This is a genomic window from Microbacterium sp. M4A5_1d (genome assembly GCF_053345465.1).
This window is the reverse complement of sequence record NZ_JBKFAD010000002.1, coordinates 195677-218264: the sequence shown is the minus strand read 5'-3', so window position 1 is coordinate 218264 and position 22588 is coordinate 195677. Positions and strand designations below refer to the sequence as shown.

Here is a 22588-nt window from a genome sequence, read left to right as displayed (position 1 = left end):
GGGTGATCTGATGATCGTGGAGCAGCTGAGCCTGGTGGACTTCCGCAACTACGCGGCTGCCGAGCTCTCTCTCGCTCCCGGGGCGAACGTGTTCGTCGGGCGCAACGGTCAGGGAAAGACGAATCTCGCCGAGGCGATCGGCTACTTCGCGACGCTCGGTTCCCACCGAGTGTCGCAGGACGCACCCATGGTGCGCGACGGCGCGGATGCCGCCTTCGTCCGAGCCCGGCTCGCTCACGGTCAGCGACGGGTGCAGCTCGAAGCGCAGCTCAATCGCACCGGCTCCAACAAGGCTCGCGTCAACGGTTCGCCCGTGCGTACGGCGGAACTCCCCCGCTACGCGCAGGTCGTCCTCTTCGCACCGGAAGACCTGCAGATCGTGCGCGGTGATCCGTCGGCGCGCCGAAGATTCGCCGATCAGCTCCTCATTCAGCGTGCCCCGCGGCTTGCGGGCGTCCTCGCCGACTACGACCGCGTGCTCAAGCAACGCAACGCCCTGCTGAAATCCGCCCGCGCCCGCGGTGTCCGTGGAGACGGGCTCTCGACACTCGAGGTATGGGACGACAAGCTCGTCTCGCTCGGCACCGACGTCATCCGGGCCCGTCTGCGACTGGCATCCGAACTCGCCGGCCCGGTCGCCCGCGCCTACACCGCCATCGCCGGTGCCGACCATCGACCCCAACTCCAGTGGGCGCTCTCCGTCGGCGGAGCCGATCCGGAAGAGGACGACTCGCCTGCCGACGCCGGCATCGCCGACGCGGCGGCGATCGAGCAGCTCTTCCGCACCGCCCTCGCCGATCGTCGCAGCGCGGAGCTCGACCGCGGCATCACGCTCGTCGGCCCGCACCGCGACGACCTGATCCTGCGCATCCGCGATCTTCCGGTGAAGGGCTACGCGTCGCACGGCGAATCGTGGTCCGTCGCCCTCTCCCTCCGCCTCGCGTCGGCCGAGCTGCTGCGCGCGGAGTCGACGCTGGGCGACCCCATCGTGATCCTGGACGACGTCTTCGCCGAGCTCGATGCTGATCGGCGCGCGCGCCTGGCCGGCATCGTCGCCGACTACGAACAGGTCATCGTGACGGCGGCGGTCTCCGAAGACGTTCCGCTCGGTCTGCGTGCGCGCACCGTTCGGGTCGAGGCGGGCACGCTGCACGAGGATTCCGATGCTGCCGTCTGACGAAGCGCCGGAGACGATCTCCACGTATCTGCGTCTGCGCGGGCTCGAGCCCTCGGGCCGGTGGAAGAAGCGCCGTCGGCAGCGGACGGACGACGACGAGAACCAGCCCTTCACGTCCGGACGCGACCCCAAGGGACTCGGTGACGTCATCGCCGACCTCACTCGTCAGGCCGGGTGGGACGCCCAGCTCTCCCGCGAGGATCTCGTGCTGCGCTGGGCGGAGGTCGCCGGCGAGGAGACCGCGCGCCACGCATCCCCCGTCGCGCTCTCCGACGGCGTGCTCACCGTGCAGTGCGACTCGACGGCGTGGGCGAAGAACCTCCACCTGATGCGGACGGTCATCACGACGCAGCTCGTGAAAGCGTTCCCACAATCGGGGGTCGAGTCGGTGCGTTTCGTAGGCCCGGACGTCCCCTCCTGGAAATGGGGCCCCAGAGCCGTTCCAGGCCGTGGCCCTCGCGATACCTACGGATGAGCCACGTCCCCAGTCATCGAATCCGACTTTCGTTCGCCATACGGGCGCTGAGGGCCGCGTGAGAGCGCCCGAACGGGTAGACTGAGCGGGACTGACCGAACCGATGTGGAGCGCTCGAAACCTATGACGTCTCAGAATCCCGACAGCGTTCCCGAAGACCCCGAAACCCCCGATTCGGCTGAGGAGACCTCGGCGAAGGTGCCCAACGAGTACGGCGCCGACGCGATCCAGGTGCTCGAAGGCCTCGAGGCGGTGCGGAAGCGTCCGGGAATGTACATCGGATCCACGGGTGAGCGTGGTCTGCATCACCTCGTCTACGAAATCGTCGACAACGCGGTCGATGAGGCGCTGGCCGGCTACTGCGACACGATCCACGTGACGATCCTCGAAGACGGTGGGCTCCGGGTGGTCGACAACGGCCGCGGCATCCCGGTGGATCCCCACGCCTCCGATCCGACGAAGTCGACCGTCGAGGTCGTGCTGACCGTCCTGCACGCCGGTGGAAAGTTCGGCGGCGGCGGCTACGCCGTCTCCGGTGGACTGCACGGCGTCGGATCGTCGGTCGTCAACGCGCTCTCGACGCGCTTCGAGGTCGAGATCAAGCGTCAGGGATCGGTCTGGCGCCAGACGTTCGCCGACGGCGGCAAGCCGCAGGCTCCCCTGGCGAAGGGCGAGGACAGCGACGAGACCGGAACGACCGTCACCTTCTGGCCCGACGGCGACATCTTCGAGACGATCTCGTTCGATTACGACACTCTTCGCACGCGCTTCCAGCAGACCGCATTCCTCAACAAGGGGCTGCGGATCACGCTGACCGACGAGCGTCCCGAGGCGGCCGTGGTCGTCGACCTCGACGAGGGTGGCTCCGAGTCGCAGCAGCGTCACGACGACTTCCACTACGAGCGTGGCCTCGTCGATTACGTCGAGTACCTGAACAAGCTGCGCAAGACCGAGGTGGTCAACGACGAGATCATCGAGATCGAGTCCGAGGACACCGTGCGCCACATCTCGCTCGAGCTCGCGATGCAGTGGACCACGAGCTACACCGAGAACGTGTTCACCTTCGCGAACACGATCAACACGCACGAGGGCGGTACCCACGAAGAGGGTTTCCGGGCGGCGCTGACGACGCGCGTCAACGCCTACGCGCGCGACAAAGGCCTCCTCAAGGAGAAGGACGACAACCTCACCGGTGACGACATCCGCGAGGGACTCACGGCCGTCATCTCCGTCAAGCTCTCCGAGCCGCAGTTCGAGGGTCAGACCAAGACGAAGCTCGGCAACACCGAGGCGAAGGCGTTCGTCCAGAAGATCGTCGGCGACCAGCTGACGGACTGGCTCGACCGCAACCCCGCCCAGGCCAAGCGCGTCATCATGAAGGCGGTGGATGCCGCGACCGCGCGTCTCGCCGCGCGCAAGGCCCGCGAGACCGCCCGCCGCAAGAGCGTCTTCGAGTCGGCGTCGATGCCCGACAAGCTCAAGGACTGCACGAGCAAGGACCCGTCGATCTCCGAGATCTTCCTCGTCGAGGGTGACTCGGCCGGCGGTTCGGCTGTGCGCGGCCGTGACCCCGAGACGCAGGCGATCCTCTCGCTGCGCGGCAAGGTCCTGAACGTCGAGAAGGCGCGACTCGATCGTGCTCTCGGCAACAACGAGATCCAGGCGATCATCTCCGCGTTCGGAACCGGCATCGGCGAGGACTTCGCCGTCGAGAAGGCGCGGTACCACAAGATCGTGCTGATGGCGGATGCCGATGTCGACGGGCAGCACATCACGACGCTGCTGCTGACGCTGCTGTTCCGCTACATGCGCGGGCTCATCGAAGCGGGTTATGTCTATCTGGCGATGCCGCCGCTGTACCGCCTGAAGTGGACGAATGCCGACCACGAGTACGTGTTCAGCGACAAGGAGCGCGACGCTCTGCTCGCCGACGGGCTCGCCAACGGCAAGCGCATCCCCAAGGAATCCGGCATCCAGCGCTACAAGGGTCTCGGCGAGATGAACCCGAAAGAGCTGTGGGAGACCACGATGGACCACAGCACCCGCACCCTGCGCCAGGTGACGATCGACGACGCGGCCGCCGCCGACGAGATCTTCTCGGTGCTCATGGGCGAAGACGTCGAGTCCCGCCGCACCTTTATCCAGCGCAACGCCAAGGACGTCCGCTTCCTCGACATCTGATCGAGCCGAGCGACATCGAGAAACTGAGAACGTATGTCTGACGAAGAACGTCCCGACCTCACGCCTGCCCACAACCACGGCAACATCGATCAGGTCGACCTCCAGGTCGAGATGCAGCGGAGCTACCTCGACTACGCGATGAGCGTCATCGTGGGGCGCGCGCTCCCCCGCGTCGAGGACGGCCTCAAGCCGGTGCACCGCCGCGTCATCTACGGCATGTACGACGGCGGCTACCGCCCCGACAAGAGCTACTCGAAGTGCGCGCGCGTCGTCGGCGAGGTCATGGGTCAATACCACCCGCACGGTGACAGCGCGATCTACGATGCGCTCGTCCGCCTCGTGCAGCCGTGGTCGCTGAGGTACCCGCTCGCCGACGGGCAGGGTAACTTCGGCTCGCCGGGCAATCAGGGTGCCGCGGCCCCGCGGTACACCGAGACCAAGATGGCCGCTCTCGCCATGGAGATGGTCCGCGACATCGACGAGGACACCGTCGACTTCGAGGACAACTACGACGGCAAGACCCAGGAACCGGTCGTCCTGCCCTCGCGCTTCCCGAACCTGCTCGTGAACGGTTCGGTGGGTATCGCGGTCGGCATGGCCACGAACATCCCGCCGCACAACCTGCGCGAGGTCGCCGAGGGTGCACTGTGGTCGCTGGAGAACCCGGATGCATCGCGCGAGGAACTCCTCGAAGCGCTGATGTCGCGCATCCACGGCCCGGACTTCCCCACTGGGGCGCAGATCCTCGGCACGAAGGGCATCCGAGAGGCGTACCGCACCGGTCGCGGCTCGATCACGATGCGCGCCGTCGTCGAGGTCGAGGAGATTCAGGGCCGCAACTGCCTCGTCATCACCGAGCTGCCGTACCAGGTCAACCCCGACAACGTCGCGCTCAAGATCCGCGACCTCGCTCGTGACGGCAAGATCACCGGCATCGCCGACATCCGCGACGAGACGAGCGACCGCACGGGTCAGCGCCTCGTCGTCGTGCTCAAGCGCGACGCCGTCGCGAAGGTCGTGCTGAACAACCTGTACAAGCACACGCAGCTGCAGGAGAACTTCGGCGCCAACATGCTGGCGATCGTCGACGGCGTGCCCCGCACGCTCCCGCTCGACGGATTCATCTCGTACTGGATCACCCACCAGATCGAGGTCATCGTCCGCCGCACGCGCTACCGCCTCAACGAGGCCGAGAAGCGCATGCACATCCTGCGCGGATACCTCAAGGCGCTCGATGCCCTCGACGAGGTCATCGCGCTCATCCGCCGCTCCCCCACGGTCGAGGAAGCGCGAGAGGGACTGAAGGCCCTTCTCGACATCGACGATCTGCAGGCCGACGCGATCCTGTCGATGCAGCTGCGCCGCCTCGCGGCGCTCGAGCGTCAGAAGATCATCGACGAGGCGACCGAGCTCGAGCTGAAGATCGCCGACCTCAACGACATCCTCGCCACCCCCGCGCGTCAGCGCTCGATCATCGGCGAAGAGCTGACCGCGATCGTCGACAAGTACGGCGACGAGCGGCGCACGCACATCCTCCACGGGTTCGACGGCGACATGTCGATGGAAGACCTCATCCCCGAAGAGGAGATGGTGGTCACGGTGACCCGCGACGGGTACATCAAGCGCACGCGGAGCGACAACTACCGCTCGCAGCACCGAGGCGGCAAGGGAGTCAAGGGCGCCCAGCTGCGCGCGGATGACGTCGTCGAGCACTTCTTCGTCACGACGACGCACCACTGGCTGCTGTTCTTCACGACGAAGGGCCGCGTCTACCGCACCAAGGCGTACGAGCTTCCCGAGGCCGGCCGCGACGCGAAGGGCCAGCACGTCGCCAATCTCCTCGCGCTTCAGCCGGGCGAGGAGATCGCGCAGATCCTCGACATCCGCGACTACGCCGCGGCGCAGTACCTGGTACTCGCGACCCGCGACGGCAAGGTCAAGAAGACCGCGCTGACCGAGTACGACACCAACCGCCAGGGCGGTGTCATCGCGATCCGCCTGCGCGGCCAGGACGACGAGGCCGGCGGCGACGAGCTCGTCAGCGCGCTGCTCGTCGACGAGGGCGACGACATCCTTCTCATCACGCGCAAGGGGATGTCGCTGCGCTTCGCGGCCACCGACGACGCGTTGCGCCCGATGGGCCGATCGACCGAAGGTGTGAAGGGCATCTCGTTCCGTGAGGACGACAGCCTGCTGTCGGCATCGGTCGTGCGGGACGAGGGCTACGTGTTCGTCGTCACGGACGGCGGGTACGCCAAGCGCACGTCGGTCGACCAGTACCGCACCCAGAGCCGCGGCGGCTTGGGCATCAAGGTGGCCAAGCTGAACGACGATCGCGGGGTGCTCGCGGGCGGTCTCATCGTGTCGGAGACCGACGAGGTCCTCGTGGTTCTTGCCAGCGGCAAGGTGGTACGCTCCTCCGTGGCCGAGGTCCCGGCCAAGGGTCGCGACACCATGGGCGTCGTTTTCGCCCGGTTCGGTGACGACGACCGCATCCTCGCCATCGCCCGGAACGGTGAGCGTGGACTGACCGAAGACGCGGCATCCGAGGATGCCTCCGCCCCGGATGCACCCCCGTCCGCGGATACCGAAGAGAGTGGTTCTGACGCATGAGCACGGTCGCCGACAAACTCGCCAAGAAGTCCACGAGCAAGACCAGCGCGAAGCAGGTCCGCCTGCGCCTCGTCTACGTCGACTTCTGGTCGGCCGTGAAGCTGTCGTTCCTCGCCGCGGTGGCCCTGGCGATCGTGACGGTCGTCGCCACCTTCCTCGTCTTCATGGTGCTCAGCACCACCGGTCTCATCGACCGGGTGGACGAGCTGTTCGTGGCGTTCTCGAACGGTGACTTCTCCATCAAGCAGTTCCTCGACCTGCCGCAGGTCATGGCGTTCGCGGCCGTCGTCGCCATCCTCAACCTCATCGTCATCACGGTGCTGGGCGCTGTCGTCGCCGGCATCTACAACGTGATGGTCAAGGTCACCGGCGGACTGCTGGTCGGCTTCACCTCCAATTAGTAGATTCCCGGATCATCGGGTAAAGTCTTGGAGGTTGCCGGCGCGTGAAGCGCGTCGGTACGGGGCTATAGCTCAGGCGGTTAGAGCGCTTCACTGATAATGAAGAGGTCCCAGGTTCAAGTCCTGGTAGCCCCACCCCGAACCCCCTCGGGGCCTTAGCTCAGCTGGTAGAGCGCCTGCTTTGCAAGCAGGATGTCAGGAGTTCGAATCTCCTAGGCTCCACAGACGCAACGCCGGGTATCCGTTCCTACGGATACCCGGCGTCACTTTTTTCGTCGGCGCCGGGAAGTTCGAGCCGCAACGAGACGCGGGAGTTCAGGCGTGCGCGTGATCTGCTCGCTTGGTGCCTGCGGCCGTGCTTGCGATCCCGTCCATCACGACGGCGACGATAGTCCGCTTCAGTCCGCCGGAAACAGATCGACGAGTCCGGCCCTGACCGCCGTGATGAGGACCTGCACTCGGTCTCGTACATCCCACTTCTTCATGACGACGCCGAGGTGGGTCTTGACGGTGCTTTCGGACAGATGGAGCGCATCCGCGATCTCGCTGTTGCTTTTCCCGAGCGCGAGCTCGCGGAGTATCGCCGCTTCGCGGTCGTTGAGGCTCTCGACCGAGTGCGCATCGATGACGTCGTGCCGCTTGACGTCGAGTACCAGACGCTTGGTCATTTCGGGGGACAGGACGCCCGAACCGCTGTGCACCGCCGCGATCGCAGCAACGACCGCATCCGGCGGAGAATCCTTCAACAGGTAGCCGGCGAATCCACCTCTCAGTGCACGGGTGATGGCATCGGTGGTGCCGAGGGTCGTGATCGCGATGATCTGTGCGGGGTTTCCTGCGCGCTGCAGACGCTGTGCCGCCTCGAAACCGTCGATTCGCGGCATGTTCAGATCCATGAGCACCACATCGGGACGAAGACGCTCGGCCATGTCGACCGCGACGGCACCGTCCTCGGCGGTCCCGAGAACCGTCATCGACGGCGAGCGTTCCACGAAGATCGCCAGAGCGCTGCGCATGAGTTCCTCGTCATCAGCGATCAGCACGCGGATCTCGGTCACGTCGTCGAGAATATCGGGGATTCTTCGGTACGAAAGTGCGACGGATCGAGACGAATGGGCCGCTCTCTTCGCGTGATGCTGGAGGCGACGACACAGGGGGAGGTGATGTGCGTGATTCACGGGATGATGGCGGGCGGCTTCTGGTCCGAACTCTGCAAGATGCTCGGAGTGTGCCACTGACACTGACACTGGCGCGATGTGGCGGTTGACTCGCCCGGGCCTCAGCGACGCACAATGGTCCTGTGAGCGTGGGGACGGTGAAGCGTAGCGACGGCTTCGGTCACGGGCTCCGCCACGTCTCGCCTCTCAGTCGTCCCGAGCGCATCACGCTGCTCACTCTCGCAGGTGTGCTGCTCGTCGCCGGAATCGCCATGCACGCAACCGCCGGGGATCCGTTGTCGACGGCCATCTTCGAGTCCTTTTTCACCGTCTCCCTGGCCGGGTTCGCTTTCTCGCCCCGACTCTCGGCTGCGGTCATCGTCGTTCTCCTCCTCGGCGCCTTCCTGGGGGATACGCAAGCACTCGCCCTCGTGGTAGCCGCTGTGGCGCTGGCCCTCGTGGTCCGCACGTGCGACCTTCGCGTCATACTCGTGTACGCCATGGTGTGGTCAGGCGGGCTCGCGTGGAGCATCCTCGCTGACGCGACGCCTGTCACCGAGGCGATCGTCCTCATGGCCGTGGGGGTGGTGTCGGCGTCCAGCGGGCTCATCATGCGCAGAATCGAGGCGGGGTCGCGCCGACTGCGTGAGCAGTTGGCGGAGCGTGCGCGGGCGGAGCACGAGTCCGTGATGGCGGAGCGTTTGCGAATAGCGGATGAGCTGCACGACGTGGTTGCACACGATCTGACGATCATCGCCATGCACGTCGACTTGATCGTCGAATGCGATGCGCACGGCACGTCACTCGACGCGATCCGCTCCTCTTCGCGTCGCGCGCTGGAGGACCTCAGGCGCGTTGTGGGGCAATCGCACGTTCAGCCCACAGAAACGACCTCCGCGTCGGTTTCCGAGTTCCGGGGCGCCATCGCAGACGGGTGTCACACGCTGGAACGCGCCGGGATGACCGTACGTGCGGATGTCGACGCCGTCGACGGGACACAGCTGCCTCGGATCGTGGACCTGACCTTGTCCCGGCTCGTGCGCGAGGCGACCACGAACGTGCTGAAGCACTCGAGCGGCACGGAGGTCGCCCTTGCGGTGCGGACGTCGCGGGCCGCCGTCGAGTTCGAGATCACGAATTCCGTCGAGGAAGGACGCAGAATCCAACGCGTACCATCCGGCGGGTTCGGCCTGGTCCGGATGCGTGAGCGTGTCTCGAGGGTGGGCGGACATCTCTCCGCCGCCGCGTCCTCGGGGGTGTGGACGCTGTCGGTCCGTGTGCCGACGGGTCACGAGAGCGAGTGACCCGACCCGCGGGCCTCTCCTGCGGTCGTACTTTCGTGCCATCTAATCGGCACTTCTGTGCGGATCCTTCTCCCACAAGATGAGCATGTGTTCGAGCGAGACCACCGTCGAGGTCGACACGACGCGTGTGGTCGAGATCGAGTGGGGGGCCGATGAATATCGCAATGCAGTCCGAGAAGGCGGCGAGCAGGCTGCGGCTGCGCCATGATCTGGTTTTCGCGCAGGTGCCCGGCGGAGCCCTGGTCCGGCACTCCGACGGAGGTTTCGTTCTGCGCGGGCAGACGACGTATCGGTGGCTCGCCAGCCTCGCCCCGTTCCTCGACGGCTCACGCACGGCCGAGGAGCTGGTGGCCGGACTTGATGAGTCTCGATCCCAGATGGTCGACAGTCTTCTCGCCGTTCTCCGCGACCATGACGCGGTGTCACTGATCGACGGAGACCCGGTCGACCCGACGGGGCCTCTTGCCCCGTTTCGAGCACAGATCGCCTACATCGACCATTACGCGAACGATGGTCTCGAGCGGTTTGGTCGCTTTCGCGCTGCGCATGTCACCGTCGAGGGCGACCCAGAAGTCAGCGACGTCGTCCGACGGGGCCTGCAGCGCAACGGCCTGCTCCGCACGGCGGACGCGGATGAGACACCCGCGGCCGGCGCCGCCGCACTGCGGATCGTCATTGACACCACCGGCGACGCCTCGGCGATCGCCCGAGCCACTCGTGAGCCCGGCAGCGCCGTCTACCCCGTGACGCGGATCGGAGACCAGGTCATCCTCGGCCCGATCACCCGTCCCGGTTCCGCGATCAACTGGGCTGCGGCGATGGCCCGGCTGACCGACAACGACGAGACACCCGGCTCCCTCCAGATGTGGCGGGCGATCTCAGATCCCGCCCATCGTGTGTCTGTGGCGTCCCTCTCGCGCGTGCAGCTGGGCATCCTCGGGACCACGGTGGCCTACGACGCTTTCCGCTACCTCACGGCGGCCCCACCGGCCGAAGCAGACGACGCGATCGTGATCGTCGACCTCACCACCGGTGACACCTCTCGCGAAGCGGTCCTTCCAGACCCGCGATCATCCGGCATCCGGCCACCGGATGCCGCCGAGGTCCGATCATGGCCAACAGCGAGGGACAGCGTCGACAACGACGTGGACTCCGACAGGCTGCAGCGCTATCTGCGCCTCGTCGGCGAGAAGGTCGGCGTCGTCACGGGATTCACCGACGAGCTGGTCGACCAGTCGCCGATCAAGATCGCGCGCGCCGTGCACCGGCGGTCGGGTACGTCGACCACGGTGCTGGGGTTCTCGCTGGACAACCTCGGAGACGCTCGTCGGCGCGCAATGGAGGCCGCCGCGCTCCTCCATGTCAGCAACGTCGGTCCGCGTGAGCCGCAGGAGTCTTCCGCATTCAGACGCATTCTCGCCACCGAGCTCGAGATCGCAACGGGTCTCGGCCCCGTCGAGGCCGACGACATGCCTCTCGTCCCCGGAATCACCCTCGGTGGCGAGCGAGTTCTCGTCCCCCAGGCAGCGGTGTGGTCGCGCCATGCAGTGAACTCACGCGGCGCGTTCGAACGCACCACTGCCGGCGAGGGAGCGGGTGCCACCCTTGCCGAAGCTGTAGCCGCCGGCCTGCTGTCAGCCGCAGCCTTCCGCGCGCTGTCCTCGCTGGTGCGCGAGGGCGACGTGCACGACATCCCCGCCGACGGTCTCAACGCGCAGAATGCGTACCTGCTCGACGCGGCTCGCTTGAAGGGTCTGGACCCGGTTCTCGTCGAGCTGCCGCACACCGCGGTGGGGACCGTGTTGCTCGCGCGAGACCTGCGGTCCGGCGAGCACACGCTCGGCTCCGGGTGGGACGTCGATCAGGCCGCCCAGGATGCCTTGCTCCGACTCCTCGGCCGCGTGCTCGTGGCTCCGACCGGGGCCGAACCGGACCGGATGCTCATCCCGGATCTCGATGTGTCGACTCTTGCGTTGCGGACGGTGTCCGAGCCCTTCACCGGGTCGACCGAGGCGTCCCTCGACACGGTGGTGGTCGATACGACGACCGCCGATATCCGGGCGACGGGGGCGCTCCACACCGTGCGAGTTCTGCTTCCGGCCGACAGTTGACCTGCGAGAAGGGAGGAAGACATGGAGAACGGATTGCGGGCGGACCTCGCAGCACTCGAGACCGAGACGTTCGAGATCCTCGACAGCGCCGAGCTGCTGATGGACCAGCAGGGGTTCGCGTGGTCGAGCTGTTCGACGTCCAGCTGCTGTGGATGCACGACCTGCAGCTGCAGCTCGACGAGTTGCAGCGCCACGAGCTCGACATCGACGACCAGCTGCAGCCATATCGGCTGACCCGAGCGGGCGCCACACGCCCACGCACAACCGGAAAGGAGGTGAACGAATGTCCCAGTTGAAAGCCCACATCGCGGTTCTCGAGGCGGAGACCTTCGAGGTGCTCGACTTCACACCCGCCGAAGACATGGCGGCTTCGACCAGTACCAGCTGCGCGTGCAGCACCACATCGACGTGCTCGTGCTCGTGCTCGTCGTGCTGCTCGACGACGAGTTCGAGCTGCAGCTCTACATCGTCGTGTGCGTGACGACCCAGACCAACGGAGAGGAGGGGTGATGATGAATCCCCTTGCACGACAGATCGCCGATCTCGAGGCGCAGACCTTCGAGATAGACGATTTCGCCCAGCTGTCGCAGGACGAAGCGCTCCAGTGGTCGAGCTGCTCGACCTCGAGCTGCTGCGGTTGTTCGAGTTCGAGTTGCGGCAGCTGCTGCGGGTGTTCGTCCAGCTGCGGGTCGACCAGTAAGTGATCTAGGCCGCCTCGGCGGCGATGGAGGAGAAATGACGGCACCCGTAATAGTGCGAGCCGCGGACACGGTACAGGCGTATCTCGACGCCCAGCCGCGACGGAGCGATCGCCCACGTGCACGTGTCCTGGAACTCGGCGCGACCGATGTCCTGGGAATCCACGGTGCCGTCGACACGACGCTGTTCCCCGAGAGGGAGGTCACAACGGTGCACCTCCACGGGCGCGACGCGTACGTGATGACAGGAGTCGAATCTGAACGAGCTGCCTGTGCTCTCTGCTTCCATCGCCGCTGGCAAGCCATTCGTCGGGAGGACGAGCGCGACGCTCTCGAGATGGCGGGAAGTTCCTGCGCGCTGCCGTCGGGCGTCTGGCTGACGCCACTGGTGCTCGACGCGCTGCAGCTGATGGTGGAAGACGATACCCGTGTCCGTCCCTCGACCATGGGGGAGACCCCCGTGCGCAGGCTGCAGCTCGACACTCTCGCGACCCGGACATTCCCCCTCCTGGCGGACCCCGATTGTCCCGCATGCGGCATGACCCCGGCCAACTCGCCGTCGCGGGCGGCGGTCCCGTTCGCACCCCGCCCGAAACCCGACGTCGACACCTACCGTCTGACCTCGCTGCGCGACTACGCCATGGACATCGACGTGTTCGCGAACCCGGTGTGTGGCGTGTTGGGCCCCCAGGCTCCCGCCGCTTTCGACAACCCGACGACGATCCCCGTCACGGGCTACAGCTACGTGCGCGGGGCAGCGCACCTCTACGAGTTCTTCTGGAGCGGCCACGCCGACAACATCGAGGACTCGCGGCGGCTCGCTGTGCTGGAGGGTCTCGAGCGGTATGCCGGCCTCCTGGCCCGCGGCCTGCCCGAACCCGTCTGGGCTGCGCTTCGCGACCTGGACGTGCCCGCTCTCGATCCTCGTGCGTGCACCCTCTATCCGCGCGAGTTCTACGACTTCAACACGCCCTATTTCGTCGAGTTCACCGAGGACCTCGAGATCCCCTGGGTCTGGGGTCGCAACCTCACCACCGGCACGGATACGTTCGTGCCGCAGCGACTCGTGCATTATCTGGATCAGACGGGCCCGGCATTCGTCGATGAATGCTCGAACGGTTGCGCTACCGGGGGAAGCCCTGAGGAGGCCATCCTGCACGGAGTCCTCGAGCTCATCGAACGGGACTCCTTCCTGTTGACCTGGTTCGCTCGTCATCCTGCGGTCGAGATCGATCCGCTCAGCAGCGGCGCTTCGGACATCTCGATCATGGTGGCGCGGATGGCGCTCGAGGGCTTCGACGTGCGCATGTTCGACACCAGGGTCGACTTGCCGGTTCCCGTCGTGACCGCCGTCGCCGTGCGGACCGACGGACGTCCGGGCGCACTGTGCTTCGCCGCCGGCTCGTCGCTGGACCCGGTGCAGGCGATGCGGGCGGCGCTGTGCGAGGTCGCATCGTATGTCCCGAGCTTCGACCGGCGGATGACGAGCGGCGCTGCCGAGGCTCGCGCGATGTTGAATGACTTCGGCTTGGTTCGCGAGCTCAAGCACCATGCTCTCCTCCACGGAATGGACGAGATGGTCGAGCATTCAGACTTTCTGCTCAGCGAGCGCCGCGCGCAGCCGATGGGGGTTGTCTACGAGGAATGGAACAGGACGCGTCCCCGGAACCTCGACCTCTCGGACGACCTGCGGTGGGTCATCGCCGCGCTAGACGACAGGGGGTTCGATCTCCTCGCGGTGGATCAAACGTCGCCCGAGCAACGGTCGATGGGTCTGAACACGTATGCCACGGTCGTGCCGGGGCTGATCCCGATCGACTTCGGCTGGCACAAACAGCGAGCCTTCCACATGGACCGGACCCGCACCGCTCACCGCGACGCGGGGCTTCGCGCCACCGCGTTGCGGTTCGAGGACATCAACCCGGTACCGCACCCGTTCCCCTGATGACCGCCGTCATTCCGACAGGAGCCCACATGCCCACGACGACACGCGTCAGGAAGTACGTCGATGATGTCGTACGGCGCGCCCGTACGCCGATGCCACCGCTCGACCACGTGGTGCTGTGGGACCAGCAGCCCCGGCGCCACAAGGTCTTCTCCGACGCCGCGCAGTTCGAGATGCCCGTCGGCGAGAAGTGCCGTACACGGCTGTCGGATGCGCTCTCATCCCCGTCGACGTCGCCGAGCGATGTGCTGGACGTCGGTAGCTTGGGCCGCGCCCTCCACGACACATATGGTCTCCTCTCGCGTCGTCTGCGCGTGACCGGCAACGATGATGCGGTCAACAAGACGGTGAGCGCGGTGAGCACGTACTCCCGGGGCACGGCGAATGGTGGCGGTCTCTATCCGCTCGAGTTCTACTGGGTGAGCGGTTCTTCGGCGCGGCAGCTTCCCGGTGTGTATCACTGGAACACGGCCTCGGGAACGATGCAAAGGCTTCTTGTCGGCGATGCACACGACAGGGTTCGCGCCGCGATCGACGACGACTGCGGGACCGACCAGTTCCTGCTGGTGACGGTCAAGCTCTGGAAGAACGCTTTCAAATACAACAGCTTCAGCCACCACGTGGTCACCATGGACCTCGGGACGGTGCTCGCCACACTCGCACTGTCCGGGTTGTCGGGCGACTCGGCCGCGCGGACTCCCCGCCTGTGGTTCGACTCCGCGGGTCTCGACGGCCTGCTCGGCCTCGACCCGTTCGAGGAGACGACCTTGGCGGTCTTGCCACTCCCGCCGGGGGCCGGCGACCTGAAAAGAGGGACCGTCACCTCCGAGGCGGGGGTGCGGTTCGAGGAGGCGGAGCGCTTCCCCGGGTCGACGCGCTTCCCTCAGGTGGTCGACGTCATGCGCGACTCCTTCGCGGACACGATCGCTCCTGCGATAGATGTGGTGCTCGCGCGGACGTCGTCGGGTCAGATGACGTCGCTGCCCCCGAGCGCGGAGTCGAGCTCCGCGCTCGGACTGTCGGATCTTCTGGCCGCCAGGCGGTCCAGTTTCGGCACCTTCAGCTCCAACATCCCGCTGGGTCTCGCGGAGCTTGCCCATGTGCTTCGCACCACCGATCGAGGTGCGCGGCTGCTCACCGACGCCGGACGGGCGCAGTTCGCTCGGGTGGCCGTTTTCTGTAACCACGTCGAGGGGATCTCGCCGGGTGGATACGTGTACGACCACGAGCAGGACGCCCTGGTCCGTATCGACGACGAAGATCCCGGGCTCTTCCTTCAGGCCACGTACTTCCTCGACAACTACAACGTCGAGCAGGCGGCAGCCGTGCTCGCCATCCTCGTGCCGGCCGACGACGTGCTCGCCGCAGGTGGCTCGCGGACCGTGCGTCTGCTGAACGCAGTCGTGGGTGCGGCGACCCAGTCCGCCTACCTTGCGGCTACCGACCTCGGGCTCGCGTGTGGTGCTGCCCTGGGGTTCGACAACGTCGCGTACGCCGAGCGTCTGCGCGTGATCGACACCGGCGAATGGCCCTTGATCATGATCATGATCGGCCGCGATCGCGTCGATCAGGCGGATTTCGCCGCACCGCTGGATCTCGACGCGAAGGAGTAGTCATGACCAACCTCTCAGCCCTCGCTCGCCCACGGATCTCTTCCGTCGCGAAGTCGACGCCCCCCCACTTCATGTTCCGAGTCGCGCCGCTGCCCTGGGAACGGCTGCAGGGACTGGCATTCTCTCGGACCGTCGCATGGGCCGACGTCGTGCTGGACGCCGAGGCGCGACTCGACGATGCTGCCCGAACCCTTCCGGACCGCGTGCAGGAGTTCATCGGCGGCCAAGAAGATGACGGGGTCCGTCACGCACTGATCAATCTCCGCCGTGACATCTTCAACGCCCGTGTGCCGCGCGACATCGAGGCGACCCGCGCAGCGCTCGCGATTCTCCCCGATGGCCTGGCGGGTGACATCCTCGAGTGGATCGATCTCGCGCAGCAGACGCGTGACGTGCGCCGAAGCGGCGCCGACGTGTTCCGCGCCGAGCTCCCGCTGCGGAGAGCGGCCCTGCAACGGCTTATCGCGACACCAGTACTGCGCTCCGGGATTCTTCTGGCGTCTCCATCTCTCGACGAGGCCATCCCGCGTTACCTGGCCGCCGATCCCGCCAGCCTGTCGAAGCGCGCCCGGCGCATCGAGCGGTCGGCGAGCGATTATGTCTATCGGACCGTCTGCAAGACGAGTCCCTTCAGCACACTCACCGACGTCGCGCTGGGCGACTTCTCGGGCGATGCTGGCGGTGTGCTCGAGGTCGATCCCGAGGTTCTGGACTCGCAAGCAGCCCGGAGCAATCCCCGGTTGAACATGGCCATGCTGGCACGGGTGAGCGAGGCCATCCTGGCGTCCGACGAGCATCTCGTCGACCTCCCCGTGATGGTCTCGCGTGGATGGACGAGCGATCGTCGGCGCGTCAGGTACATGCGAAGGCAGCGCAAGGTCGGTGACGCCGATGCGGCGATGACCCTCGACACCTTCGACGAGAACGTGTTCTTCCTTGCGCACAGCGACATCGTCGACGATCTCTTCCGTGTGCTCGGAGACCGCATGATGACCATGGGCCGCCTGCAGATCGCGCTCCACTCCCAGCTTCCGCACGACCGTCCCCTCGACGATGTGTGGCACTACCTGCGGCATCTCCTGAGGTTGAATCTGCTGACCGCGCCTGTGCTGACGATGGACATCCATGCGGCGGATCCCGCTGTTCACTTCGCGGACAGGATCGCAGGACTGGAGGCGCCATGGGCTTCCACGCTTTCGAGCGACATCCGTCGGATGACCGACCTCGTAGGGACCTACGCGCAGGCCAGCGTTGACGAGAGACGGCTCATCATCCGCGATCTGCACTCTCACTACGACGCGATGATGCGCGGGATAGGTGTGCAGCAACCGGAGCGGCTGCGCACGGTGGTCTACGAGGACTCTGCGCTGCCGCGCGGCAGCGTCCGTGCGTCGCTCGATGCCTGGGAAAGCGGGCTGTCCGGCGACTTCGCCTCGCTTGCTCGCATCTTGCCCGTCTTCGACTCCCTCACCCCGCACCGGTTGATGGTGCGCGGGTTCTTCGACGCCCGCTACGGGGCACGCGGAACATGCGACGACATCGTGAAGTTCACCCACGACTTCCACCTCGACGTCTACGACCAGTACCTCCGCTACTCGGCCAACAGACGGCCTTTCGTCGACAACGAATATCAGGACCAGGAGAACTGGTTCAAGATGGACGAGGTCCGCGCTCTCGATGAGGCACGGCGCACCCTGGTTCGTGCGATGCGCTCGCGGTATGCCGCGCACGATGGTGCCGGTGACCTCGTTCTCGACGATGCCTTCGTCGAGGAGGTGGCGGCCGCGCTACCCGATCTGGGCGACCGGCTGGACCCGCGCGCCTACTTCGGCCAGATCGGCGAGATAGACGGCCGCGATCGGTGCGTCCTGAATCGCACCTATACGGGCTTGTCACTGCTGTTCTCGCGTTTCCACCACTGCTTCGCGGAGTCCGGCGACACCTCTCTCGTCGACGCGTTGCGAGAGCACCTGCGCAGCATCACTCCGCCCGGCGCCGTCTTCGCAGAGATCACCGGGGGATACGACACGTCGAACCTGAACCTGCATTCCGTCGTCACGCCGTACGAGATCGTCTGTTCCGGTGAGGTCTCGTTCCGCGACACGGACGAGCAGTTGCCTGTGGAGGATCTCTCGATCGTCCGTGACCCCTCGTGCGGCCGGCTTCTCCTCCGCTCACGGCGACTGGACGTCGAGGTGATCCCGGTCTATCTGGGTTTCCTCATGCCCATGGCACTGCCGGAGATGCAGCGGCTGCTCCTGGCGTTCTCGCAGAGTCGGATCGCGAGCCTCGACCTCTGGACGGGGACCGACGAACCTCTGGGCGGGGGCGAGATAGGCGGCCATCCGCGGGTGCGGCTAGGCGACCTGGTGCTCGTCCGACGAGTGTGGAAGACGGACCCGGCTTCGCTCCCCGAGGGTCTGTTAGGCGCGGATGGCGCGGAACGGATGCTCGGCTGGAGACGGTGGACGCGCAGGCACGGTCTACCGCGTTACGTCTTCGTCACGCCCGATGCCGCCGGTGGGGACGAGGGCGAGGGTGATGACTCCGCCGTGCGTTTCGGTAAGCCGCAGTTCGTCGACTTCGAGGACCATTTCTGTCTCGACATCCTCGACCAGTTGGCCCAGCGCGCGAATCGGCGCCTGGTCTTCACCGAGATGCTGCCGGTACCGGAGAGCCTGCCCGCGCGGAATGCGGCTGGGGAACGCCACGTCTCGGAGATCACCTTCGAGTTCAACGCTCCGGCGGTGACACGATGACCGCGGTTCGTCCGATATCGCCCGTCGCCGTCGAGGCCGAATTGCCCCCCGTGGTGGATCCGGATGCCGCCGGCGAATGGATTGCCGTGCACGTCTACTATTCGAGCAACAACCACCCGTTGCTCGTCGACGCCGTTGGACCTGTCATCGACGGGCTTCGCCGAGACGGGCTGCTGGAATCGTGGTTCTTCATCAGGTACTGGATGGAAGGGCCGCATCTGCGCGTGCGACTCAAGCCGAGACGTATGGGCGATCAGCAGATGGTCGTCGACCGGCTGTTCTCGGCTCTCGACGCGTTCCTCGACGACCGTCCTGCTCTCTACGAGATGGACGAGCGTGAGACGTCCGGCCTGTTCAAGGAGATGTTCCTCGGCGAATACGACGAGCAGCAGTGGAATGAGCTGTACGGAGAGACCGGCTCCATGCCTATGCGCCCGAACAACAGCTACGTCGTCATGCGCTACGAGCCCGAAGTCGGACGATATGGGGGTACCGAGGCGATCAGCGTGGCGGAGAAGCACTTCGAGGCATCCAGCGACCTGGTGCGCACGCTCGTGGAGACGACGAATGTGCACGTGCGATCGGTGCTGTTCGGGCTTTCCGCGCAGCTGATGACGGTGATGCTGGGCGTGTTCCAGGACGACATCGACCGATCGGCGCTCTTCCTGTCGGCATACCGCACGTACTGGGAGCGATCGGGCTCGGGCGAGGCGGCGCCGCGCCACGATGCATACGCTCGAGCGTTCGACACCATGCAGGGCGGTCTGCGCGAACACCTCGGCACGGTGTACGAGGCTGCCGCTCGCAGGGATACCGATGAACTGAACGGCTTCTTGAAGGAATGGGCCGAGCACTGCATCGACCTTCACGACACGCTTTCTGCTGTCGCCGACAGGGGAGAGCTCACGTTCCCGCTCGGCCCGGACGGCGGCACGATCCCCGTCGACATCACGACGGGGGCACAGGCTCTCCTCAGTGGGTATCTGCACATGACGAACAACCGTCTGGGGGTGAGCATCATCGACGAGTGTTACATCGCCTACCTCATCGAGCATGCCCTCACTCAGGGTGGAGCCGATTCCGCCAGCACCGACCTGCAGTTCATGTTCGGGGGGACAGGGGCCGACCGATGAATGGCGGCGACACTCTCGACCTGCTGCGCGATGCGCGCCCGCAGCTGGTCGATGATGTGCGCATCGGTCCCGGCCTCTGGGATGTTCCGTCGACACGCTTCGTGATGCACGATGCGCGGACGGGATGGTATTTCCGCATCGGCGAGCACGAGCAATTCCTTGTTTCACGTATGGACGGCGTGCGCACCGTCGACCAGCTGGAAGACGAGTTCATCGAGCATTACGAACGGCGACTCACCGAGCCGCTGTGGAATTCCCTGCTCGGACTGCTCGCTCAGCGAGGCCTCCTGGTGGGGTCGGCTACGCCGGTCCAGCTGCAGAGCCTGCGAGACGCCCGAGAGCGAGAACGCGGAGAGGCTCGCACGTGGCTGCACGCCCGGATGCCGATCGTGAAGGCGGATCGGATCCTTCGCCGCATGGCCGTCGCGGTGCGGGTGCTCGATCATCTCGCCGTCTGGCTGCTGGTCTGGGTGGCCGCGGCGGCGCTGGTTGTTCATGTCAGCTCCAACTGGGATGTGCTCTGGCCCGCCGCCCGGTCGCTCTGGACGGATCCGGTGGCGATCGCCGTCTTCATCGTCGTCATGTGGGCCTCCCTCGTTCTTCACGAGCTTGCTCACGGCGCGACGGCGTGGGCCTACGGGGCGCGTGACATCGAGATCGGCGTCATGTGGCGATTTCCGTTCATCTCGCCCTATTGCAAGGTCGACGACACGATGCTCTTCCACGATCGCTCCCGCAGGGTGAGGGTGGCTCTCGCGGGCGTGACGGTATCCGTCGCGGTGTGTCTACCGTTCTGGCCGCTGTCGCTCGTCGCCGACGGGACGCTCGCCACCGTCTGTGCGGCGATGATGACGTTCGGTCTGCTCACCGGCCTGATCAATCTCGTCCCGCTCTTTCACATGGACGGCTACTACGCGCTCATGCACGCTCTCGGCGCCTTCGATCTCGAGGCTTCCTCACGAGCGGCGCTGGTCGGCCTCGCACGTCGCAGCCGCGAAGCGGGCAGTCGGGAATCCGGCCACCGAACCGCGTCGCTGGTGTACGGCCTCTTCTCGCTCCTGTTCATGAGCGCGATGGTGTTCGGATTCGCGGTCGCGGGATATCTGGCCCTCCAACCGCTGCTCGGTCCGTGGCCCGCGGTAGTCGTGGTGTGCAGCGGGGTGCTGGCAACCTTCGCCATCGGGGTGCTGGCGACGCGGCGGACGCGGGCCAAGCGCAGGGCGCAGACGGGCACCAGGACACCGATATCGAAGAGATGGGGTCAGACATGACGATCAGCGACACGGACAACGCGATCAGCACGACCGCGTTGACGAAGACCTTCCGCCGCGGGACCGCGGTTGACGCCGTCAGCCTGCAGGTGAGACGGGGCGAGGTCTATGGGTTCGTCGGTCTCAACGGCGCCGGGAAGACGACGTTCATGCGGATGCTCGTCGGTCTCGCGCGACCGAGCAGCGGTTCGTTCTCGGTACTCGGGAGTGCGACGCTGAGCAACGACGTGCTGCGGAGAGTGGGCACGATGATCGAGGGCCCGACCTTCTACCCCGGTATGACGGGGCGCCAGAACCTCGTGCTCATCGCCAAGTACGCCGGCCTCGCCCGGACAGCCGTCGACACCGCGCTGGAGGCGGTCGAGCTGGGTGATCGCGGGGATGACGTTTTCAGGACGTATTCGCTCGGGATGAAGCAGCGCCTCGGACTCGCCGCCGCGCTGCTCGGAGAACCAGAGCTGCTGATTCTCGACGAGCCGACCAACGGGCTCGATCCCGCCGGTATTTCGGCGATGCGCGATCTGATCCGCGCGCAGTCGCAGCGGGGCCGCTCGGTGCTGCTGTCCAGCCATCTGCTCGGCGAGGTCGCCCACGTGTGCGATCGCGTGGCGGTGCTCCACCACGGGCGGATCATCGCGATCGGCACCCCTGCCGAGATCGAAGCTGCGCACGGGGAGGCGCCGAAAATCATCGTGACGACCACCGACGTCGAGGCTGCGCTCGACGTACTGCGCTCGCACGCGGAGGTCGACGAGGTCCGGCCTACCGGCGAGGGCGTCGAGGTCGTCGCGGCGAAGGACATCTCGGCGTCGGTCACGGTGGCCCTGGTTTCGGCCGGAGTGGATGTGACGGGTGTCCGGCGGGACCACCGCTCCCTGGAAGATGTCTTCCTGCAGATGACCGCGGCCGACGAACGGAGGAGCTCATGATGTCCACGGTGGATGCAGAGCTGTACGGGATGCGGCACCGTAGGGCTTTCACCGTCCTGCCCATCGTCTGGCTTCTCCAGATCGTGCTGTTCGCCTATCTCGCGAACTTCATCGTCGCGATGACCGTCGACGGACTCACCGAGGAGCAACGCGCCGCGATGAAAGCGAGCCTGGGCACGGACGCAGTGTCTGCGGCCGTCCTCGGGTCGCTTCCGATGTACGGAGCCCCGGTGCTGATCATCCTCGGCGCGCTCATGGCAGCCGGAGACGAGAGATCGGGAATCCTCCGTCTCACTCTGAGCCGCGTGCCCGAGCGCGCTACCGTGCTGGTGGGTAAGCTCACGGCGCTCCTCCTGCTGGTCTCCGTCGTCATCGTGCTGTCGATGGTCACGGCCGCCGTGTGCGCCGTCGTCTTCTCGGCCATCGACGGAGCGTCGATGCGATGGAACGCTGTCGCGATCGTCGCCGACACCGCGGCTTCCTGGCTGATTGCCGTGGCCTGGGCGATGTTCGGCTTCATGCTGGGTATCGTTACCCGTTCGCTCGCGGCCAGCATCGCGATCGGCGTGCTGTGGGCGCTTGTCGTCGAGCAGATGGTTCACGGGCTTGCGGCGGTGGCCACCGTGTTGGCGCCCGTGCGCGTCGGGCTCATCAGCGGGGCGTCCGCGGTCCTCGCAGACGCCGCCGGTATCGCCACCATGCCGGGCGGCGTCCCCGACGCACCCCTGGGGATCGCGATCCTCGTGCTCGTCGCATGGTGCATCCTCAGCGCGGGCGTGGCGGCGGTGGTGTTCCGTGCGCGTGACATCCGATGACAGGGA

Annotated in this window: 17 protein-coding genes, 2 tRNA genes and 1 pseudogene; 18 read left to right on the top strand and 2 right to left on the bottom strand. The window is 66.2% G+C overall.

What is annotated here, in order from left to right; all coding sequences use genetic code 11:
* Positions 1 to 10 precede the first annotated feature (10 nt).
* From recF to ACLBWJ_RS09185, 7 genes are all read left to right on the top strand, one after another.
* A complete protein-coding gene (recF, locus tag ACLBWJ_RS09215; protein ID WP_274179123.1) occupies positions 11 to 1177 on the top strand; it encodes a DNA replication/repair protein RecF in 1167 nt (388 codons plus the stop codon).
* On the top strand, positions 1164 to 1652 hold the full coding sequence (locus ACLBWJ_RS09210; protein WP_112615518.1) for a DUF721 domain-containing protein: 489 nt from the start codon (positions 1164 to 1166) through the stop codon (positions 1650 to 1652). The genes recF and ACLBWJ_RS09210 overlap by 14 nt, the downstream gene beginning before the upstream one ends.
* Positions 1653 to 1775: 123 nt before the next feature.
* Positions 1776 to 3833 carry a DNA topoisomerase (ATP-hydrolyzing) subunit B gene (gyrB, locus tag ACLBWJ_RS09205; RefSeq protein WP_274179122.1) on the top strand — a complete coding sequence of 686 codons (2058 nt, stop codon included), beginning with the start codon at positions 1776 to 1778 and terminating at the stop codon, positions 3831 to 3833.
* Between the two features lie 33 nt (positions 3834 to 3866).
* Positions 3867 to 6446, top strand: coding sequence for a DNA gyrase subunit A (gene gyrA, locus ACLBWJ_RS09200; RefSeq protein ID WP_112615521.1), 2580 nt, complete (start codon positions 3867 to 3869; stop codon positions 6444 to 6446).
* Positions 6443 to 6847, top strand: coding sequence for a DUF3566 domain-containing protein (locus tag ACLBWJ_RS09195; protein WP_112615523.1), 405 nt, complete (start codon positions 6443 to 6445; stop codon positions 6845 to 6847). The genes gyrA and ACLBWJ_RS09195 overlap by 4 nt, the downstream gene beginning before the upstream one ends.
* A gap of 61 nt (positions 6848 to 6908) precedes the next feature.
* Positions 6909 to 6982: transfer RNA gene (locus ACLBWJ_RS09190), tRNA-Ile, on the top strand.
* Between the two features lie 14 nt (positions 6983 to 6996).
* Positions 6997 to 7069 (top strand) — tRNA-Ala (locus ACLBWJ_RS09185).
* 176 nt (positions 7070 to 7245) lie between these two features.
* Here the strand turns inward: ACLBWJ_RS09185 and ACLBWJ_RS09180 are convergent.
* The gene (locus ACLBWJ_RS09180) at positions 7246 to 7905 is read right to left on the bottom strand and encodes a response regulator (protein WP_447660182.1); all 660 of its coding nucleotides are present in this window, start codon (positions 7903 to 7905) and stop codon (positions 7246 to 7248) included.
* Positions 7906 to 8162: 257 nt separating this feature from the next.
* On the opposite strand from ACLBWJ_RS09180, the gene ACLBWJ_RS09175 reads away from it, so the two are divergent.
* From ACLBWJ_RS09175 to ACLBWJ_RS09160, 4 genes and pseudogenes are all read left to right on the top strand, one after another.
* On the top strand, positions 8163 to 9308 hold the full coding sequence (locus tag ACLBWJ_RS09175; RefSeq protein WP_269268421.1) for a sensor histidine kinase: 1146 nt from the start codon (positions 8163 to 8165) through the stop codon (positions 9306 to 9308).
* A 164-nt stretch (positions 9309 to 9472) separates the two neighbouring features.
* Entirely contained in the window at positions 9473 to 11419 is a 1947-nt protein-coding gene (locus ACLBWJ_RS09170) for a hypothetical protein (protein WP_447660181.1), read from the top strand.
* A 21-nt stretch (positions 11420 to 11440) separates the two neighbouring features.
* Positions 11441 to 11536 (top strand): annotated as a pseudogene (locus tag ACLBWJ_RS09165) (hypothetical protein); the annotation flags it as partial.
* A 2-nt stretch (positions 11537 to 11538) separates the two neighbouring features.
* Entirely contained in the window at positions 11539 to 11715 is a 177-nt protein-coding gene (locus ACLBWJ_RS09160) for a hypothetical protein (protein ID WP_274179119.1), read from the top strand.
* A gap of 409 nt (positions 11716 to 12124) precedes the next feature.
* On the opposite strand, the gene ACLBWJ_RS09155 is transcribed toward ACLBWJ_RS09160, so the two are convergent.
* Positions 12125 to 12283 (bottom strand): hypothetical protein, encoded by a 159-nt coding sequence (locus ACLBWJ_RS09155; RefSeq protein WP_269268424.1) that lies wholly within the window; start codon positions 12281 to 12283, stop codon positions 12125 to 12127.
* Between the two features lie 75 nt (positions 12284 to 12358).
* Here ACLBWJ_RS09155 and ACLBWJ_RS09150 point away from each other — a divergent pair, with 75 nt between their 5' ends.
* The 7 genes from ACLBWJ_RS09150 to ACLBWJ_RS09120 are packed head-to-tail and all read left to right on the top strand — an operon-like array spanning position 12359 to position 22582.
* Positions 12359 to 14062, top strand: coding sequence for a TOMM precursor leader peptide-binding protein (locus ACLBWJ_RS09150; protein ID WP_274179118.1), 1704 nt, complete (start codon positions 12359 to 12361; stop codon positions 14060 to 14062).
* A gap of 29 nt (positions 14063 to 14091) precedes the next feature.
* Complete coding sequence (locus tag ACLBWJ_RS09145; protein WP_282501751.1) at positions 14092 to 15675, top strand: nitroreductase family protein; 1584 nt, start codon at positions 14092 to 14094, stop codon at positions 15673 to 15675.
* A gap of 2 nt (positions 15676 to 15677) precedes the next feature.
* Positions 15678 to 18434 (top strand): lantibiotic dehydratase, encoded by a 2757-nt coding sequence (locus ACLBWJ_RS09140; RefSeq protein WP_447660179.1) that lies wholly within the window; start codon positions 15678 to 15680, stop codon positions 18432 to 18434.
* Positions 18431 to 19567, top strand: coding sequence for a lantibiotic dehydratase C-terminal domain-containing protein (locus ACLBWJ_RS09135; protein ID WP_274179115.1), 1137 nt, complete (start codon positions 18431 to 18433; stop codon positions 19565 to 19567). Before ACLBWJ_RS09140 ends, ACLBWJ_RS09135 begins: the two co-directional genes overlap by 4 nt.
* Positions 19564 to 20838, top strand: coding sequence for a metalloprotease (locus ACLBWJ_RS09130; RefSeq protein WP_274179114.1), 1275 nt, complete (start codon positions 19564 to 19566; stop codon positions 20836 to 20838). The genes ACLBWJ_RS09135 and ACLBWJ_RS09130 overlap by 4 nt, the downstream gene beginning before the upstream one ends.
* Positions 20835 to 21767, top strand: coding sequence for an ABC transporter ATP-binding protein (locus ACLBWJ_RS09125; RefSeq protein ID WP_274179113.1), 933 nt, complete (start codon positions 20835 to 20837; stop codon positions 21765 to 21767). The genes ACLBWJ_RS09130 and ACLBWJ_RS09125 overlap by 4 nt, the downstream gene beginning before the upstream one ends.
* Entirely contained in the window at positions 21767 to 22582 is an 816-nt protein-coding gene (locus ACLBWJ_RS09120) for an ABC transporter permease subunit (RefSeq protein ID WP_274179112.1), read from the top strand. The genes ACLBWJ_RS09125 and ACLBWJ_RS09120 overlap by 1 nt, the downstream gene beginning before the upstream one ends.
* Positions 22583 to 22588: the final 6 nt, after the last annotated feature.

Excerpts from the sequence above, each read along its gene's own strand:
- ACLBWJ_RS09125 (WP_274179113.1), top strand. The coding sequence starts at position 20,835 with ATGACGATCAGCGACACGGACAACGCGATCAGCACGACCGCGTTGACG.
- ACLBWJ_RS09170 (WP_447660181.1), top strand. The coding sequence starts at position 9,473 with ATGCAGTCCGAGAAGGCGGCGAGCAGGCTGCGGCTGCGCCATGATCTG.
- ACLBWJ_RS09135 (WP_274179115.1), top strand. The coding sequence starts at position 18,431 with ATGACCGCGGTTCGTCCGATATCGCCCGTCGCCGTCGAGGCCGAATTG.
- ACLBWJ_RS09130 (WP_274179114.1), top strand. The coding sequence starts at position 19,564 with ATGAATGGCGGCGACACTCTCGACCTGCTGCGCGATGCGCGCCCGCAG.
- ACLBWJ_RS09150 (WP_274179118.1), top strand. The coding sequence starts at position 12,359 with ATGACAGGAGTCGAATCTGAACGAGCTGCCTGTGCTCTCTGCTTCCAT.
- ACLBWJ_RS09145 (WP_282501751.1), top strand. The coding sequence starts at position 14,092 with ATGCCCACGACGACACGCGTCAGGAAGTACGTCGATGATGTCGTACGG.
- ACLBWJ_RS09120 (WP_274179112.1), top strand. The coding sequence starts at position 21,767 with ATGTCCACGGTGGATGCAGAGCTGTACGGGATGCGGCACCGTAGGGCT.
- recF (WP_274179123.1), top strand. The coding sequence starts at position 11 with ATGATCGTGGAGCAGCTGAGCCTGGTGGACTTCCGCAACTACGCGGCT.
- gyrA (WP_112615521.1), top strand. The coding sequence starts at position 3,867 with ATGTCTGACGAAGAACGTCCCGACCTCACGCCTGCCCACAACCACGGC.
- ACLBWJ_RS09210 (WP_112615518.1), top strand. The coding sequence starts at position 1,164 with ATGCTGCCGTCTGACGAAGCGCCGGAGACGATCTCCACGTATCTGCGT.
- gyrB (WP_274179122.1), top strand. The coding sequence starts at position 1,776 with ATGACGTCTCAGAATCCCGACAGCGTTCCCGAAGACCCCGAAACCCCC.
- ACLBWJ_RS09195 (WP_112615523.1), top strand. The coding sequence starts at position 6,443 with ATGAGCACGGTCGCCGACAAACTCGCCAAGAAGTCCACGAGCAAGACC.
- ACLBWJ_RS09140 (WP_447660179.1), top strand. The coding sequence starts at position 15,678 with ATGACCAACCTCTCAGCCCTCGCTCGCCCACGGATCTCTTCCGTCGCG.